Below are 15,352 nucleotides of genomic sequence, written 5' to 3'. Positions count from 1 at the left end.
GCCGGGAGAGCATCTGCCTTACAAGCAGAGGGTCGGCGGTTCGATCCCGTCATCACCCACCATTTTCGCGATACACGCAGCGGTAGTTCAGTCGGTTAGAATACCGGCCTGTCACGCCGGGGGTCGCGGGTTCGAGTCCCGTCCGCTGCGCCATATAGAAGCCCTCAGGTAGCAATACCTGGGGGCTTTTTCTTTGCCCACGGAAAACGCCTGCAGCCTCTACATCTTTGCTTACGTGATGCCCCGCAAGTCGCTGAACTAATTGCCAAGTCGCTGTTCCTATTGCCCATAGCCACTACTTACGGCAGCCTGCTAAGCTCGCCGCTCCATCGTATTGCCATCACGGCGACAGACAAGGATTCAGCATGAAACAACATCGGTTGGCGGCCGCTGTGGCCCTGGTGGGCCTGGTTCTCGCGGGCTGCGATTCGCAGACCAGTGTGGAACTCAAGACCCCGGCACAGAAGGCTTCCTACGGCATCGGTCTGAACATGGGCAAGAGTCTGGCCCAGGAAGGCATGGATGACCTTGATCCCAAGGCTGTTGCCCAAGGCATCGAAGACGCCATCGGCAAGAAAGAGCAGCGCCTGAAGGACGAGGAGCTGGTTGAGGCCTTCGCCTTCCTGCAGAAGCGTGCCGAAGAGCGCATGACCGCCCTGAACGCCGAAAACGCGAAGGCCGGCAAGAAGTTCCTCGAAGACAATGGCAAGCGTGAAGGCGTGGTGACCACCGCCTCCGGCCTGCAGTACGAGATCGTCAAGAAGGCCGAAGGCCCGCAGCCCAAGGCTACTGACGTAGTGACCGTTCACTACGAAGGCAAACTGACCGACGGCACCGTGTTCGACAGCTCCATCCAGCGCGGCAGCCCCATCGACCTGCCGGTCAACGGCGTCATCCCGGGCTGGGTCGAAGGCCTGCAGCTGATGCACGTGGGCGAGAAGGTCAAGCTGTTCATCCCCAGCGAACTGGCCTACGGCGAGCAGAGTCCGAGCCCGGCCATCCCGGCCAACTCGGTACTGGTGTTCGACCTGGAACTGATCGCCATCAAGGACCCGGCCGCCGCCCAGAACTGACAGTGGCAGCAGGTCCCTGGAAACGCCCCGTCTCGACGGGGCGTTTTCGTTTTCGGCGACGGTCCGGCTTGAACCGAAATACGACCTTTCAGTCATAACGGGAGTGGGACGGCGGCGAAGTGTTACGGTTATGCACATGACCGGGTAACCACGCATGTGTCGGGTGCGACTCGCGGTCGCATTGCCGGTCCAGTGGTCAAATGTTTGATTTTGCTGGCCTTTTGGCGGTGGGTAAAATTTGCCCGATCTGACGCGGGGCCGCATGAGATGGGCCTTTGCTCGACTCTATGGAAGACTGTTAACAAGGTTATCCACAGATTTCGTGGATAACCGCACCAAGCCGTCTAGGCCAAGCCTCAGCCGAGAGATACCCATGAAAGCACCCTGGAATTTCCAGCGTTACCTCACCCTCGCGCAGCGTTTCCTCGCCGGAGGGCGGTTGCCTTCGCTGTTGCTCGCGGTATCCCGCAAGAGCGCGAGCCAGGGCGGCCGGCTCGGTGCGGTGAAGGATGACCTGCGGTTGTTACTTTCTCTGAGCAATGCCTGGCTGCGTGGCGAGTACCGGCAGATCAACCCCAAGGCCTTCCTGGCCGTGGTGGGGGCCTTGCTCTATTTCGTCACCCCGCTCGACGCCTTGCCGGACTGGCTGGTGGGCATGGGTTTCGTCGACGACCTGGCGGTACTGGCATGGGTCCTCAAGACCTGGAGCGGCGAGCTGGACGCGTTCCGCGCCTGGCGCGCGGCGCAGGCACCGGAAGTGCGCGCGGCGCTGGATAGGTTGCCGGCGCCGGACGAGCAGACCGGTCAGCGGTCCTGAAGCCCGGCGCGGCGCTGTTCGCCCAACAGCAGTCCCTCGAGTTCGCCGCTGTCGCGTAGGGCCTGCAGCGCTGTGTCCAGGTGCTGGGCTGATACCGGTAAGCGGCTTCCATAGGCGCAGTGCAGGCGGTAGCGCTCCACTACCCAGGGGCTGAATACCAGGGGCGCATCGGGGCGCCGGGCCAGTTCGAAGTCGAGGGCGCGGCGCATGTCGATGACGGCGTCCAGGCGCTTGCGGCTCAGCAGGTTCAGGCTGGTGTCCAGGTCGCGCACGTCCTTGCGCACTATGCTGCGGTTCGCAAAGGCTTCCATCAGGGGCATGCTGTAGGCGTAGCCCAGGCTGGTGCCCAGCACCTTGCCCTTGAGGTCGGCAAGGCCGGTGATGGGCGGGCTGTCACGGTGCTGCAGGAGCGCGTCTTCTTCCTCGAACAGCGGCGGCGACCAGTGATAGGCCGTGGGGTCCATCATCCATTCGGGGTTCGCGTTGCAGATCAGGTGGATGCGCCCGCTCTTCAGGGACTCTTCGATGCGTTTGTTCGGCGTTTCGACGAAGCTCACCGCTACCGCCAGGTCCTTGGCGATGCGTTCGCCCAGGCGGTGGATGAAGCCTCCAAGCAAGGCGTGGTCGCTCACTTCCACATAGGGCATGCCGTCGGCAGGTCCGAAGCCCCAGCGCAGCTCTTCGGCCAGCAACAGGCTTGGCCAGAGGCTGGCGAGTATCCAGAAAACAAGACGAAATTGCCGCGTCACGAGCCTTCCCCCGCCTGGTGGACGCAGTATAGTTCACCCTCTGCGGGCCCTCGGCCTGATAATATGGCCGCCTGCATGGAGGTGCTGAAGCAGTCGGCACCGTGTTCCACGGGGAGCTTCAATGAGTGTGCAAGTGATCATGCGTGACGGCCAGGCGGAGTACGCGGTACTGCCCTGGGCCGAATACCAGGCGCTGCTGCGCGCCGCCGGCCAGGCCACCGCAGAGTCGGCCGCCGAAACCACCAGGACGGCGCTCGGACAACTGAAGACGCTGCGCGAATCCCAGGGCCAGAGCCTGGAGCAGCTGGCCCGCGCCGTCGGCATCAGCCCCCCCTACCTGGGGCTGATCGAGAGTGGCGAGCGCGAGCCTGACGAAGCCATCAAGCGTGGTCTGGCGCGGGCCCTTGGGGTCTCCGGCTGGGAGTCCGGGTCTTGAGCCTACGTATCAGCCGCCAGCACTGGCAAGCCCTGTTGGACGAACTGGAGGACGCCCGCCGTCAGCGCCACCTGCTGACTTACCGGGCGTTGATCGAACGCCTGCAATTGCCGACTCCGGCGATGCAGACCCTCACCGCCGCCCTCGAGCACCTGGCTGCGCTCGATGCCCGTGCCGAGCGCCCACTGCGCAGCTCGCTGGTCATCAGCCAGGGCGCCAGCCGCTTGCCGCGCACCGGCTTCTTCGAGTGCGTCGAGCGCCTGGGGCGCTTCTCCGGCCCGCCGGATGGCACTGCTGCCGCGTCCTGGCATGCCTCCGAGGTGGTGCGGGTCTTCGAGTTCATCTATCCCGAGGAAGGCTGATGCTCTGGAAGCTGCGGGCACGCGTCGGCTACGAGGTGGCGCGTTGGCTGCTGCGCTTTCCCAAGCTGGTGGCGCAACCGCGCGCCTGGCAGTGGATGCAAGGACAATATGCGCGCATGGCTGCCTTGGGCGATCTGCCTGCACAGAGCTTCTACGGCCACCTGCTGCTGCACCGTGGCCATGGCTTCGGCGCGCGGGAGGAGGGCATCCGCCTGCTGAGCCTGGCGGCCCGGGCCGGTGACGGCAAGTCCGCCTATCAATTGGGCGTGCTGAGTCTGGCCGGTGATCCCCGACAGGCTCCGGACGCCGCCGAGGCGGCGCGCTGGTGGAGTCTCGCCGCCGATGCCGGCCACCCGCTGGCTGCCCGCAAGCTGGCCGATCTCTACCGCGATGGCGGGCCGGGCCTGGAGCCTGATGTCGAGGCCGCCGAGCGCATGGCGCGGCGGGCCGGCGAGCTGGGGCTCTGACAGGGCTTCCCAGGTGCGCCGTCCCTGGTGGAAATCCGCCACGCGGATTTCCACCCTGCGCAGATCGTCTGCAGCGCTAAGAATCTGCGCGCAGGAGCCAGCTTGCTGGCGAAGACCCCATTCGCGAGCAAGCTGGCTCCTGCAGGTCCGGGCGCTTTCACTCCGCTTCGATGATATGCAGGCTGTAGCCGGGTATCGCCTTGGCGTGGCGCTTGGCTTCCGAGGCGAGGCCGGCCAGTTGCGAAGCGTCCAGGCGAGCGCAGGCTTCAGGGGCTAGGGTGACGACGCCGACCGACAGGGACAGCAACGGAAACTCCTCGCGCTGGCCGTTGCGATTGTGCGCGACGAAGCAGCCCGCCAGCAGGTGGTCGCCGCGGTAGAAGCGCCGGCACAGGCCCTGGAAGTCTTCCAGCAGGTGGTTGAGACGGGCGCGCCAGTCCTCCGAGCCCAGAACCAGCAGGAAGTCGTCACCGCCGATATGGCCGACGAAGTCGCGCGTCGGGTCGACCCTTTCACTCAGGCATTGCGCCAGGCAGAGCAGCACTTCATCGCCCTTGGCATAGCCATAGAGGTCGTTGAAGGGCTTGAAGCTGTCGATGTCCACATAACAGATCACCGCCTGGCGGCGCTGTTGCAGCAGGCGGGTCAGGCACTGCTGGATCGGTACGTTGCCCGGCAACAGGGTCAGTGGGTTGGCATGCCGGGCCTGCTGGATCTTCAGCTCGGTGATCAGCTTGAGCACGTCTATCACGCGTCCCAGGCCCCGGTAGCGGCCGTCGAGGACGATGATGAAGTCTTCCTCGAGCCGCTGGCGCGCGCGGCTGGTGATCAACCGGCTGACCTGTTGCAGCGATTGCCCCAGTTCCACGGCCAGGAAATCGCCGCTCATCAGCCGGCTCACCGATTTGCGGGTCAGCAGGTCGGTGGCGAAGGGCTTGAGCAGGGCTTCCGACAGCAGGTGGCGGTGGACTATGCCGACCGGCTGTTGCTGGGCGTCCAGCACCGCGAGGGAGTTGAGATTGGCCTGGGCGCGGAATGCCTCCAGCACTTCATGGATGGGCGTGTCTTCATGCACTGCCGGTTGTTCGCGGAGCAGAGCGGAGAGGTCGCTGCCTTCCTCGTTCATACCGCCGATGGACTCCAGCGGCGGCAGCAGGGCGCGGGCATCGCGCGAAGGATGCTCCTGCGGGCGGCCGAGCAGGTAGCCCTGGACCAGGTCGATGCCCATTTCTGCCAGTACTGCCAACTCTTCCGGCAGCTCTATGCCTTCGGCGATCACCTGCGCGCGGGAGGCCTTGGCCATCTTCAGGATGGATTCGACGAACTCGCGCTTCACCGCGTCCTGATGGATGCCGTCGATGAAGTGGCGGTCGATCTTCACGTAGTCCGGGCGCAGTTCGGACCACATGCGCAGGCTGGAATAGCCGGCTCCCAGATCATCCAGGGCAATGGAAAAGCCCATGGCGCGGTAGTGGTGCAGGGCGGTGTCGAGCAGGTTGAAGTCTTCCGTGGGGGTCTGCTCGGTGAGCTCGATCACCACCCGGCTGGGTGGAATGCCGAAGGCCTGCAGCATCTTCAGGGTGCGCCCCGGCTGGTGCGCCGGGTCGAGCAGGGATTCGGGGGAGACGTTGAGGAACAGCAGGCCGTCGAGGTCCAGTGCCTTGAAGCGGCTGCAGGCGCTTCGGCGGCAGGCCATTTCCAGCTCGCTCAGGCGGCCGGCGTGGCGGGCCACAGCGAACAGGGTCACCGGTGGGTGCAGCGGGCTGTTGGACGGGCCGCGGGTCAGTGCCTCGTAGCCGAGGATGCGCCGTTCGGACAGCGACAGGATCGGCTGGAACAGGCTGTGCAAGTCGCCGTGAGCGAGGATCTGGCCCAACGCGCTCAACTGCTCGGTGACGGTCATGGTGCTACTCGTGAAAAAAGACGGGGGGCCGCATGTGCGGCCCCCGGATTTCACGACAGTTGTGTGACGGCGTTATGACATCACATCAGTGTTTCGCCACCGCCGCATTGAGGCCCAGGTAGTCCAGCAGGATCTGCCCGGTCTCGGTGAGGTAGGCATCGTCCTCCGGCTTGGTCTTCTCTTCTTCCACCGGCAGGGCGTCTTCGTCCTCGGTCTTGAGCTCCTTCAGCAGCTCTTCGCCCTTGGCCTTGCGACGGGTGTTCTCCATCGCCAGCTGCTTGGCCTCGATATCCGTCTGCTGGGCACGACGCTTGGTCTCGTTGAGGCTGACCACCGTGTCCTTCATCAGCTTCTGCGCCAGCGCCAGGCGCTCGCGGCTGTAGACGAAGTCCGGGTCCTGGGCTGTGCGGGTGTCGTGACGGGCCTTCAGCTCGGCGAGGAAGGGCTTGAAGGGGTCGAGCTCGGGCTTGATGGCCGGGCGGATGCTGTCCCAGGGCATGGCCTCGGGCAGTGCGCTCTCGCCGATCTGCTTGGTGTCCACCACCGAGGGGTACTCGATGTCCGGCAGCACGCCCTGGTGCTGGGTGCTCTGGCCGGAGACGCGGTAGAACTTGGCCAGGGTCAGTTTCAGCTCGCCATGGTTCAGCGGCTGGATGGTCTGCACCGTGCCCTTGCCGAAGGTCTGGCCGCCGATGATCAACGCGCGGTGATAGTCCTGCATGGCGCCGGCGAAGATCTCCGAGGCGGAGGCAGACAGGCGGTTGACCAGCACGGTCATGGGGCCGGTGTAGTAGGCGCCGGTGTTCTCGTCGGCCAGCACGTCGACGCGGCCGTCGCTGTTGCGCACCAGCACGGTCGGGCCCTGGTCGATGAACAGGCCGGTGAGTTCGGTGGCTTCCTGCAGGGAACCGCCGCCGTTGTTGCGCAGGTCGATGACCACGCCGTCGACGTTTTCCTTCTTCAACTCGCCCAGGAGCTTCTTCACATCGCGGGTGGTGCTCTTGTACTCGGGATCGCCAGCGCGGAAGGCCTTGAAGTCCAGGTAGAAGGCCGGCACCTCGATCACGCCGAGCTTGAACTTGCTGCCTTCATGCTCGAGGTTGAGGACGGATTTCTTCGCCGCCTGTTCTTCCAGCTTCACCGCCTCGCGGGTGATGGCGACTATCTTGCTGGTCTGGTCATTCGGTGCGTTGCTCGCCGGGATCACCTCCAGGCGTACCACCGAGCCTTTCGGGCCGCGGATCAGCTTGACCACTTCATCCAGGCGCCAGCCGATCACGTCGACCATCTCGCCGTTGCCCTGGGCGACGCCGACGATCTTGTCCGCCGGGGCCACTTGCTTGCTCTTCTCGGCGGGGCCGGCCGGGACCAGGCGCACCACCTTGACGTATTCGTTGTCGCTCTGCAGCACGGCGCCGATGCCCTCGAGGGACAGGCTCATGTTGATGTCGAAGTTTTCCGCATTGTCCGGGGAGAGGTACTGGGTGTGCGGATCGTAGGTCTGCGCGAAGGCGTTGATGTAGGCCTGGAACACGTCCTCGCCGCGAGTCTGGTCGAGGCGGGAAAGCTGGTTCTTGTAGCGCTTGACCAGCAGTTCCTGGATGGCCTTGGGTTCTTTCTTGGCGATCTTCAGGCGCAGTACTTCATCCTTCACGCGCTTGCGCCAGAGGTCGTCGAGGGCGGCGCGGTCCTTGGCCCAAGGCGCTTTCTCGCGGTCGGTCTCGAGGCTTTCATCGACGCTGAAGTCGATCTTGTCGACGCCCTTGTCGAGCATCGCCAGGGCGAACTCCAGGCGCTCCTTGAGACGGTCCAGGTGGCGCTTGTAGATGACGAAGCCCGGCTCCAGGTCGCCGCTCTTCAGCAGGTCGTCGAAGCGAGTGCGCCACTTGTCGAATTCGGCGATATCGGCGGCGGTGAAGTACATCCGTGCCGGGTCGAGCAGCTTGATGTAGCCCTCGTAGATCTTCGCCGAGCGCTCGTCGTTGAGCGGCGGCTTGTTGTAGTGGTGGCGCTTGAGCAATTCCACCACGTTGAGGCTGGCGATCACCTGTTCACGGTCGGGCTGAAGGGAGTCCCAACTGTTCGGGGCGGTAGGGGCGGCATGCAGCGGCAGGGCGCTGACGCTGAAGGCCAAGGCAAATGCAGTGCTGATCAGGGAGCGCTTCATGCTGATTCGACGTCGGGACAGGTGATAACGCATATTAGGCCGTATTTGGGGGCGCCGGGTTCCATCGGCGCAAAAGCGAAGGCCCGGCAGCTAGGCCAGGCCAGGATCAAGCTCAACTATGGAGGCACCGTGAAGGCATTGCAAGGCGTCGAAGGACGTGTGGAGTGGGGCGAGCGGGCCAGTCCGGCCTGCGATGTGGGACAAGTGCGCATTCGCGTGGCCGCCGCCGGCCTCAACCGCGCCGATCTGTTGCAGCGCGCGGGACTTTACCCGCCGCCGCCGGGGGCCAGCGACATCCTCGGCCTGGAGGCGTCGGGGGTGATCGCCGAGGTGGGCGCCGGCAGTGGCGCCTGGCAGGTGGGCGACCGGGTCTGCTGCCTGCTGGCGGGCGGCGGTATGGCCGAGGAAGTGGTGGTGGATGCGCGTCATGTCTTGCCGGTGCCCGAAGGCCTGTCGCTGGCCGAGGCTGCCGCGCTGCCGGAGGTCTACGCCACCGCCTGGCTCAACCTGTTCCAGCTGGCGGCGCTCAAGCCCGGCGAAAGGGTGCTGCTGCACGCCGGCGCCAGCGGCGTGGGCTCCGCCGCCATCCAGCTGTGCAAGGCTTTCGGCAGTCCCTGCTGGGTCAGCGTGGGTTCGGCGGAGCGCCTGGCCTATTGCGAATCCCTCGGCGCCCAAGGCGGCGCCCTGCGGGGCGAAAGCCTGGAGAGCCTGCGCGACTTCGCCCCCTTCGACGTGATCCTCGACCCCGTGGGCGGCAACTACGCCAGTCTCAACCTGGCCCTGGCCGCCACCGACGGGCGCTGGGTGAACATCGGCCTGATGGGCGGGCGCAAGGCCGAACTGGACCTGGCGCTGTTGCTGGGCAAGCGCGTGCAACTGATCGGCTCGACCCTGCGCAGCCGTGACGAGCCGTTCAAGGCCGACCTCATCAGCGAGCTACGCCAGCACGTCTGGCCGCTGTTCGAGGAAGGGCGCCTGCAGCCGCGGCTGGAAAAGGCTTTCCCGGCCGCGGACGCGGAGGCGGCCTTCGAGGCCTTGGCGAGCAACCAGGTCGAAGGGAAACTCGTGCTCCTGGTGGACGAAAGCCTCGTCTGATTCGAGCTTTCCCAACGCTCCAGGCCCCGTGGCACGGGGCGTTGGGATGGCGCATTGAGTAGCTCAATCGATATGATGGTCTTAATCAATATGATCTTTTTGGAATAACCCCATAGTCTTCGTCGGGTAAATTTTCTAACCCAACGAGGATGTTGCGATGTCTCTGATCAATACCGAAGTCAAACCGTTCAAAGCCACCGCCTACCACAAGGGCGAATTCGTCGAAGTCACCGAAGCCAGCCTGAAGGGCAAGTGGTCCGTCGTGTTCTTCTACCCGGCCGACTTCACCTTCGTCTGCCCGACCGAACTGGGCGACCTGGCTGACAACTATGCCGAGTTCCAGAAGCTGGGCGTGGAAATCTATGGCGTGTCCACCGATACCCACTTCACCCACAAGGCCTGGCACGACACTTCCGACACCATCGGCAAGATCCAGTACCCGCTGGTTGGCGACCCCACTTGGGTTCTGTCGAAGAACTTCGACGTCCTGATCGAAGAAGCCGGTCTGGCTGACCGTGGCACCTTCGTGATCGACCCGGAAGGCAAGATCCAGATTGTCGAGATCAACGCCGGCGGTATCGGTCGTGACGCCCAGGAACTGCTGCGCAAGGTCAAGGCTGCCCAGTACGTGGCCGCCCACCCGGGCGAAGTTTGCCCGGCCAAGTGGAAGGAAGGCGAAGCCACTCTGGCTCCGTCCCTGGACCTGGTCGGCAAGATCTAAAAACGGTCGGGAAGCTGTTGCGCAGCGCTGATGCTGCGTTGAATGCAGGCTCGGGCTGCTCATTTACAACTCGTAAACTCCGCGCCCTCGCCTGCATTCGCCTTGCCTGAGCGCTTGCTCACGACGCTTCCCACTCCGTTTTACGGCGGATGGCCTGGCCATCCGCTTGCACTACACCCCTCATCCCGCTTCGGGCGGCCGGCGACGGCCGTCGAGGGGTGACTCATGCCCGCAAAAAGGAAATCGCACATGTTGGACGCCAATCTTAAGACCCAGTTGAAGGCCTACCTCGAAAAGGTCACCCAGCCGTTCGAGATCGTCGCGTCCCTCGATGACAGCGACAAATCCCGCGAGCTGCTCGCGCTGTTGCAAGACATAGTCGGCCTGACCGACAAGATCACCCTGAAGAGCGATGGCAGCGACGCGCGTCGCCCGTCGTTCTCCCTGAACCGCCCGGGCGCCGACATCGCCCTGCGCTTCGCCGGCATCCCCATGGGCCACGAGTTCACCTCGCTGGTGCTGGCCTTGCTGCAGGTCGGCGGCCACCCGTCCAAGCTCGCGAGCGATGTGATCGAGCAGATCAGGTCGATCGAAGGCGAGTTCAACTTCGAAACCTATTTCTCGCTGTCCTGCCAGAACTGCCCGGACGTGGTGCAGGCGCTGAACCTGATGGCCGTGCTCAACCCGAACATCCGCCACGTCGCCATCGACGGCGCACTGTTCCAGGACGAGGTAGAAGCGCGCCAGATCATGTCGGTGCCGAGCCTCTACCTGAATGGTGAGCTGTTCGCCCAGGGCCGCATGGGCGTGGAGGAAATCCTCGCCAAGATCGACACCGGCGCCGCCGCTCGCGATGCCGAGAAACTCAGCGCCAAGCCCGCCTTCGACGTACTGGTGATCGGTGGTGGCCCCGCTGGCGCCGCCGCGGCCATCTACGCCGCGCGCAAGGGCATCCGCACCGGTGTGGCGGCCGAGCGCTTCGGCGGCCAGGTGCTGGATACCATGGCCATCGAGAACTTCATCTCCGTGCAGGAGACCGAGGGCCCGAAACTGGCCCGCGCCCTGGAAGAGCACGTCAAGCAGTACGAAGTCGACATCATGAACCTGCAGCGCGCCAGCGCGCTGGTTCCGGCAAAGGCCGCGGGCGAACTGCATGAAGTGCGCTTCGAGAGCGGTGCGTCGCTGAAGGCCAAGACCCTGATCCTCGCCACCGGGGCCCGCTGGCGCGAGATGAATGTTCCCGGCGAGCAGGAATACCGCGGCCGCGGCGTGGCCTACTGCCCCCACTGTGACGGCCCGCTGTTCAAGGGCAAGCGCGTGGCGGTGATTGGCGGCGGCAACTCCGGCGTCGAAGCGGCCATCGACCTGGCCGGCATAGTCGCCCATGTCACCCTGATCGAATTCGACGACAAGCTGCGCGCCGACGCCGTGCTGCAGAAGAAGCTGGGCAGCCTGTCCAACGTCACCATCATCAAGAGCGCGCTGACTACCGAAGTGAAGGGCGATGGCCAGAAGGTCAACGGCCTGGCCTACAAGGACCGCACCACCGACGAGCTGCGTACCCTGGAACTGGAAGGCATCTTCGTGCAGATCGGCCTGCTGCCCAACAGCGAATGGCTCAAGGGTGTGGTGGAGCTGACCCCGCGCGGCGAGATCATCGTCGACGCGAAGGGCCAGACCAACATTCACGGCGTATTCGCGGCGGGTGACGTGACCACCGTGCCCTACAAGCAGATCGTGATTGCCGTGGGCGAGGGTGCCAAGGCGTCGCTCAGCGCCTTCGATCACCTGATCCGTACGACCTGATTTTCTCAGCTTGGTGTGCTGAAGTGGCGGAGGGCCCGCAAGGGCCTTCCGCTTTTTTTATGTCTGCGCGGCTTCCCTGTATCCTTCGCGCTTTCGATCTTCAAGCGGCAGGGCTCCACTCGTGAAACAGCAACTTATCGAATTGATCAGCGCAATCAGCTCCGGCTGCATGGCCGAGGACGAGATCCAGCGCGTCGCCGATGAAGCGGCCCAGGCCTACGCTGACGCGGACGCCTTCCTCGCCGCCAACCCGGATATCAACTACGACGACAGCTTCCCCATCCCGCTCGGCGAATGGGTGGTGGTGGGCAGCCTGCCGGAAACCGTGCTGTTCCAGGCTGACACTTACGACCAGCTGTTTCAGCAGGTGGTGGACTCCTTCGGCCCCAGCGTGAACTTCGTGCTCAAGCCCAAGCAGCTGGCCAAGGTCGAGCCGCTCAAGGCGCTGAACCGCATCCAGGTGCAGCTATCCAGCCTCTACCCGGAAAAGGGCGGCTACGTGCTGGTGGACTTCAGCGAGCCGCTGGATGACGAGCTGCAGTGCGTGCTGGTCTACAAGAACGACCTGGAGAAGGTCATGCAGCTGGCGGTGGATGTCGGCATCTATGCCGCGCCGGCTTATGAGGCCCTCAAGGCCGCGCTGGAGGAAGGCGACGACGACTGAGTCGTGCCGCCGTATCCGCTCTTGTAGGTTGGCGCTGAGCGAAGCGAAGCCCAACGATTGCCTGGCTTATGCCTCGCGCGTTGGGCTTCGCGGAACTCAGCCCAACCTACGGTGACCCTCTCGATCTTTACAGCTGATAGCCGTAGGACTTGATCACTTCCGCGGCCTTCGGCCCCTTCAGGTAATCCACCAGTGCCTTGGCCGCCGGATTGGCTTCGCCCTTCTTCAGAACCAGGGCGTCTTGCTTGATCGGCTCATGCATGTCGGCCGGCACGATCCAGGCCGAACCGCTGGTGACCTTGCCGTCCTTGTACACCTGGGACAGGGCGACGAAGCCCAGTTCGGCGTTGCCGCTGGAGACGAACTGCAGCGCCTGGGTGATGTTCTGGCCTTCCACCAACTTGGGTTTGACCGCAGCGGTCAGACCCAGCTTGTCCAGAACCTGGGTGGCGGCCAGACCGTAGGGGGCGGTCTTCGGGTTGGCGATGGACAGGTGCTTGTACTGGCCGCTCTTCAGCACGTCGCCCTTGGCGTCCACGTAGCCTTCCTGCGCCGACCAGAGCACCAGGGTGCCGATGGCGTAGGTGAAGCGCGAGCCGGGTACGGCGTCGCCTTCCTTCTCCAGCTTGGCCGGGGTGGTGTCGTCGGCCGAGAGGAAGACCTCGAAGGGCGCTCCGTTCTTGATCTGGGTATAGAACTGGCCGGTGGCGCCATAGGCGGCGATCAGCTTGTGGCCGGTGTCCTTCTCGAAATCCTTGGCGATGGCCTGGATCGGCGCGGTGAAGTTGGCGGCGACCGCCACCTGGACTTCCGCGGCCGATGCGCTTTCCAGAGCGAGCAGGGCGAAGAGCGCGGCCGCGGCGCGAGTAAGGCGATGACTCATGGGATGACTCCTTGATGTGGGTTGTGTTGTGTGTTCGGTACTTCAGAAATGGCTCGCCAGGATCACGCTGGAGGACTTGAAGAAGGCGCAGGCAGGCAGCCCCGGACGCAGGCCCAGGGTTTCGCAACTGGTCTGGGTGACTACGGCCGTGATGCTGCGGCCGGACGGCAGGTCGAGGCTCACCTCGTTGTTTACCGGCCCTTCGTGGATCATCGAAATCTCGCCCCAGAGCTGGTTGCGCGTGCCGGACAGCTCGGCACCGATGGCGGTCTCCAGCGACATGCGGGCAAGGAAGCGTGGGGCGGTCATGGGTGGCTAGCTCCGGCCAGGAAGGGAAGCGTTGTGGTTGTAGCGCTATAAGCGCCGCCCCTAGAGTCCGCCTCCCACTGGCCAGTGATTCTCTCGCTATTTACTAAGCTATATAGCGCCATTTGTGACCTCTCGAAGCACGGAGGGAAATTCCGTGAAAGTAAGCGCACGCAACGTATTCAAAGGAACCATCAGCGCCCTGGTGGAAGGCGCCGTCAACGCGGAAGTGGTGATCGAGCTGCCGGGTGGCGCCAAGGTCACCTCAGTGGTGACCCGTGAGGCCGTGGCCGAACTTGGCTTGGCCAAGGGCGTCAGCGCGACTGCAGTGATCAAGGCCTCCCATGTGATTCTCGGCGTACCCGCCCAACTGCTGACATTTCCCTCCGACGTCCTCGGGTTCGTCGGAGCGGTCGCATTCTTGAAAGAATTTGACTTTGAAGTCAAGTTTTGGCGTCATGCACGCCGTCTCGTGCTTTCGGCCCTTTCGAACGCTGTTTCGCAACCCTGAATTGTCTTCCCTGAGCAGGCCGGGAACCCGGTGCTGTCGATGTTCGCTCATCGCTATATACAAAACAATATAGCGATGAAGTTGGCGGGGCGTTCGGGCGAGACCCTCAAGACCACAAGAAAATGGAGTGACCCGAATGCACAAATCAACCCTGAGCCTGGCCGTCGCCCTAGGTGTCCTGGCCCAGCAGGCCGCCGCCGGCGGTTTCCTCGAAGACAGCAAGGCCAGCCTGACCCTGCGCAACTTCTACATCAACTCGGACAACCGCGAAGGCACCGCCGCGCCCTCCAAGCAGGAGGAGTGGGGCCAGGGCTTCCTGTTCAACTACGCCTCCGGCTTCACCGCGGGCACGGTCGGCGTTGGCGTCGACGCCCTCGGCCTGCTCGGCGTCAAGCTGGATTCCGGCAAGGGCCGCCACTTCAACCCGACCAGTGCCAACTACGGCGGCACCGTGTTCCCCACCGACAACGACGGCCGCGCCAAGGACGACTTCGGCAGCCTCGGGGTGACCGGCAAGCTGCGCTTCTCCAAGACCGAAGCGCGCCTCGGCACCCTGCTGCCGAAGCTGCCGGTGGTGACCTACAACGACGGCCGCCTGCTGCCGCAGACCTTCGAGGGCGGGCAGGTCACCTCCAACGAGATCGCCGGGCTGACCCTGGTCGGCGGCCAGCTGGAACACGCCAAGGGACGCAACTCCAGCGACGCCCGCGGCCTGTCCATCGCCGGTGCGAACAACGCCCGCAGCGGCCAGTTCGTCAACACCTTCTACTTCGCCGGCGGCGACTACAAGGTCAGCGACGCCCTGCTCGCGCAGTACTACTACGGCAACCTGGAAGACTTCTACCAGCAGCACTTCTTCGGCCTGACCCACACCTGGGCGCTGCCGGTGGGCGCGTTGAAGTCCGACCTGCGCTACTTCTACAGCGATTCGGATGGCCAGAACGCCAGCGCCGCCGGGCGTCGCGAAGGCTTCGTCAGCAGCGGCAACTGGGCGGCCAACGACCCGCACCGCGGTGAAGTCGACAACCGCACCTGGAGCGCCCTGTTCACCTACAGCCTGGCCGGCCACGCGGCGAGCCTGGGCTACCAGCAGCTCTCCGGCGACAGCGCCTTCCCCTTCCTCAACCAGGGCGACGGCGCCACCGCCTACCTGATCACCGACCGCCAGATCGGCAAGTTCCTCAGCGCCGGCGAGCGCACCTGGGTGGCCGAGTACGGCTTCGACTTCGCCAAGCTCGGCGTGCCGGGGCTGAAGGCCCAGGCGACCTACCTCAAGGGGACGAACATCGAGACCCAGGGCGATGACCAGGGCGAGTGGGAGCGCGATTTGCGCCTCGACTACGTGCTGCAGGGCGGCCCGCTGAAGGGCCTGGGCGTCTCCTGGCGCAACGC

14 protein-coding genes, 1 tRNA gene and 2 pseudogenes are annotated in these 15,352 nt (G+C 64.4%); 12 read left to right on the top strand and 5 right to left on the bottom strand.

The window, feature by feature from the left end:
- Positions 1–76 precede the first annotated feature (76 nt).
- From E8F12_RS19750 to E8F12_RS19740, 3 genes are all read left to right on the top strand, one after another.
- Positions 77–153: transfer RNA gene (locus E8F12_RS19750), tRNA-Asp, on the top strand.
- Positions 154–365: 212 nt separating this feature from the next.
- The gene (locus E8F12_RS19745) at positions 366–1,073 is read left to right on the top strand and encodes an FKBP-type peptidyl-prolyl cis-trans isomerase (protein WP_280289859.1); all 708 of its coding nucleotides are present in this window, start codon (positions 366–368) and stop codon (positions 1,071–1,073) included.
- Positions 1,074–1,446: 373 nt separating this feature from the next.
- Positions 1,447–1,890 (top strand): DUF1232 domain-containing protein, encoded by a 444-nt coding sequence (locus tag E8F12_RS19740; RefSeq protein ID WP_280326891.1) that lies wholly within the window; start codon positions 1,447–1,449, stop codon positions 1,888–1,890.
- Here E8F12_RS19740 and E8F12_RS19735 read toward each other — a convergent pair.
- A complete protein-coding gene (locus tag E8F12_RS19735; RefSeq protein ID WP_280326890.1) occupies positions 1,878–2,639 on the bottom strand; it encodes a transporter substrate-binding domain-containing protein in 762 nt (253 codons plus the stop codon). The genes E8F12_RS19740 and E8F12_RS19735 overlap by 13 nt on opposite strands.
- Before the next feature lie 121 nt (positions 2,640–2,760).
- On the opposite strand from E8F12_RS19735, the gene E8F12_RS19730 reads away from it, so the two are divergent.
- From E8F12_RS19730 to E8F12_RS19720, 3 genes are read left to right on the top strand one after another with little or no spacing between them, the layout of a single operon-like run.
- Positions 2,761–3,075 carry a helix-turn-helix transcriptional regulator gene (locus E8F12_RS19730; RefSeq protein ID WP_280326889.1) on the top strand — a complete coding sequence of 105 codons (315 nt, stop codon included), beginning with the start codon at positions 2,761–2,763 and terminating at the stop codon, positions 3,073–3,075.
- Positions 3,072–3,437 carry a hypothetical protein gene (locus E8F12_RS19725; protein WP_280326888.1) on the top strand — a complete coding sequence of 122 codons (366 nt, stop codon included), beginning with the start codon at positions 3,072–3,074 and terminating at the stop codon, positions 3,435–3,437. The genes E8F12_RS19730 and E8F12_RS19725 overlap by 4 nt, the downstream gene beginning before the upstream one ends.
- Complete coding sequence (locus E8F12_RS19720) at positions 3,437–3,904, top strand: sel1 repeat family protein (RefSeq protein WP_280326887.1); 468 nt, start codon at positions 3,437–3,439, stop codon at positions 3,902–3,904. Before E8F12_RS19725 ends, E8F12_RS19720 begins: the two co-directional genes overlap by 1 nt.
- Positions 3,905–4,061: 157 nt before the next feature.
- Here the strand turns inward: E8F12_RS19720 and E8F12_RS19715 are convergent, their stop codons facing one another.
- Both E8F12_RS19715 and E8F12_RS19710 read right to left on the bottom strand, forming a co-directional pair.
- Positions 4,062–5,807 (bottom strand): bifunctional diguanylate cyclase/phosphodiesterase, encoded by a 1,746-nt coding sequence (locus E8F12_RS19715; RefSeq protein ID WP_280326886.1) that lies wholly within the window; start codon positions 5,805–5,807, stop codon positions 4,062–4,064.
- An 85-nt stretch (positions 5,808–5,892) separates the two neighbouring features.
- Positions 5,893–7,974 carry a carboxy terminal-processing peptidase gene (locus E8F12_RS19710; protein WP_280326885.1) on the bottom strand — a complete coding sequence of 694 codons (2,082 nt, stop codon included), beginning with the start codon at positions 7,972–7,974 and terminating at the stop codon, positions 5,893–5,895.
- Between the two features lie 129 nt (positions 7,975–8,103).
- Between E8F12_RS19710 and E8F12_RS19705 the strand changes: the two genes are divergently transcribed.
- The 4 genes from E8F12_RS19705 to E8F12_RS19690 all read left to right on the top strand — a co-directional run bounded on the left by E8F12_RS19705 (position 8,104) and on the right by E8F12_RS19690 (position 12,260).
- Entirely contained in the window at positions 8,104–9,069 is a 966-nt protein-coding gene (locus E8F12_RS19705) for an NAD(P)H-quinone oxidoreductase (protein WP_280326884.1), read from the top strand.
- A gap of 157 nt (positions 9,070–9,226) precedes the next feature.
- Positions 9,227–9,790, top strand: a complete 564-nt coding sequence (gene ahpC, locus E8F12_RS19700) for an alkyl hydroperoxide reductase subunit C (RefSeq protein WP_280326883.1) — start codon at positions 9,227–9,229, stop codon at positions 9,788–9,790.
- A 249-nt stretch (positions 9,791–10,039) separates the two neighbouring features.
- Positions 10,040–11,596 (top strand): alkyl hydroperoxide reductase subunit F, encoded by a 1,557-nt coding sequence (gene ahpF, locus E8F12_RS19695; RefSeq protein WP_280326882.1) that lies wholly within the window; start codon positions 10,040–10,042, stop codon positions 11,594–11,596.
- A gap of 121 nt (positions 11,597–11,717) precedes the next feature.
- Positions 11,718–12,260 carry a hypothetical protein gene (locus E8F12_RS19690; protein ID WP_280326881.1) on the top strand — a complete coding sequence of 181 codons (543 nt, stop codon included), beginning with the start codon at positions 11,718–11,720 and terminating at the stop codon, positions 12,258–12,260.
- A 127-nt stretch (positions 12,261–12,387) separates the two neighbouring features.
- Here the strand turns inward: E8F12_RS19690 and modA are convergent, their stop codons facing one another.
- Both modA and E8F12_RS19680 read right to left on the bottom strand, forming a co-directional pair.
- Positions 12,388–13,143 (bottom strand): molybdate ABC transporter substrate-binding protein, encoded by a 756-nt coding sequence (modA, locus tag E8F12_RS19685; RefSeq protein ID WP_280326880.1) that lies wholly within the window; start codon positions 13,141–13,143, stop codon positions 12,388–12,390.
- A 42-nt stretch (positions 13,144–13,185) separates the two neighbouring features.
- Positions 13,186–13,383: pseudogene (locus E8F12_RS19680) on the bottom strand (TOBE domain-containing protein); the annotation flags it as partial.
- A gap of 211 nt (positions 13,384–13,594) precedes the next feature.
- Between E8F12_RS19680 and E8F12_RS29940 the strand changes: the two are divergent.
- Positions 13,595–13,816: pseudogene (locus tag E8F12_RS29940) on the top strand (TOBE domain-containing protein); the annotation flags it as partial.
- Positions 13,817–14,096: 280 nt separating this feature from the next.
- The coding region (locus tag E8F12_RS19670; protein ID WP_280326877.1) for an OprD family porin at positions 14,097–15,352 on the top strand (1,256 nt) is incomplete at its 3' end.

This window comes from Pseudomonas sp. BN102, from assembly GCF_029871245.1.
Taxonomy (GTDB): Bacteria; Pseudomonadota; Gammaproteobacteria; order Pseudomonadales; family Pseudomonadaceae; genus Metapseudomonas.
This window is presented reverse-complemented; position numbering and strand designations above follow the sequence as displayed.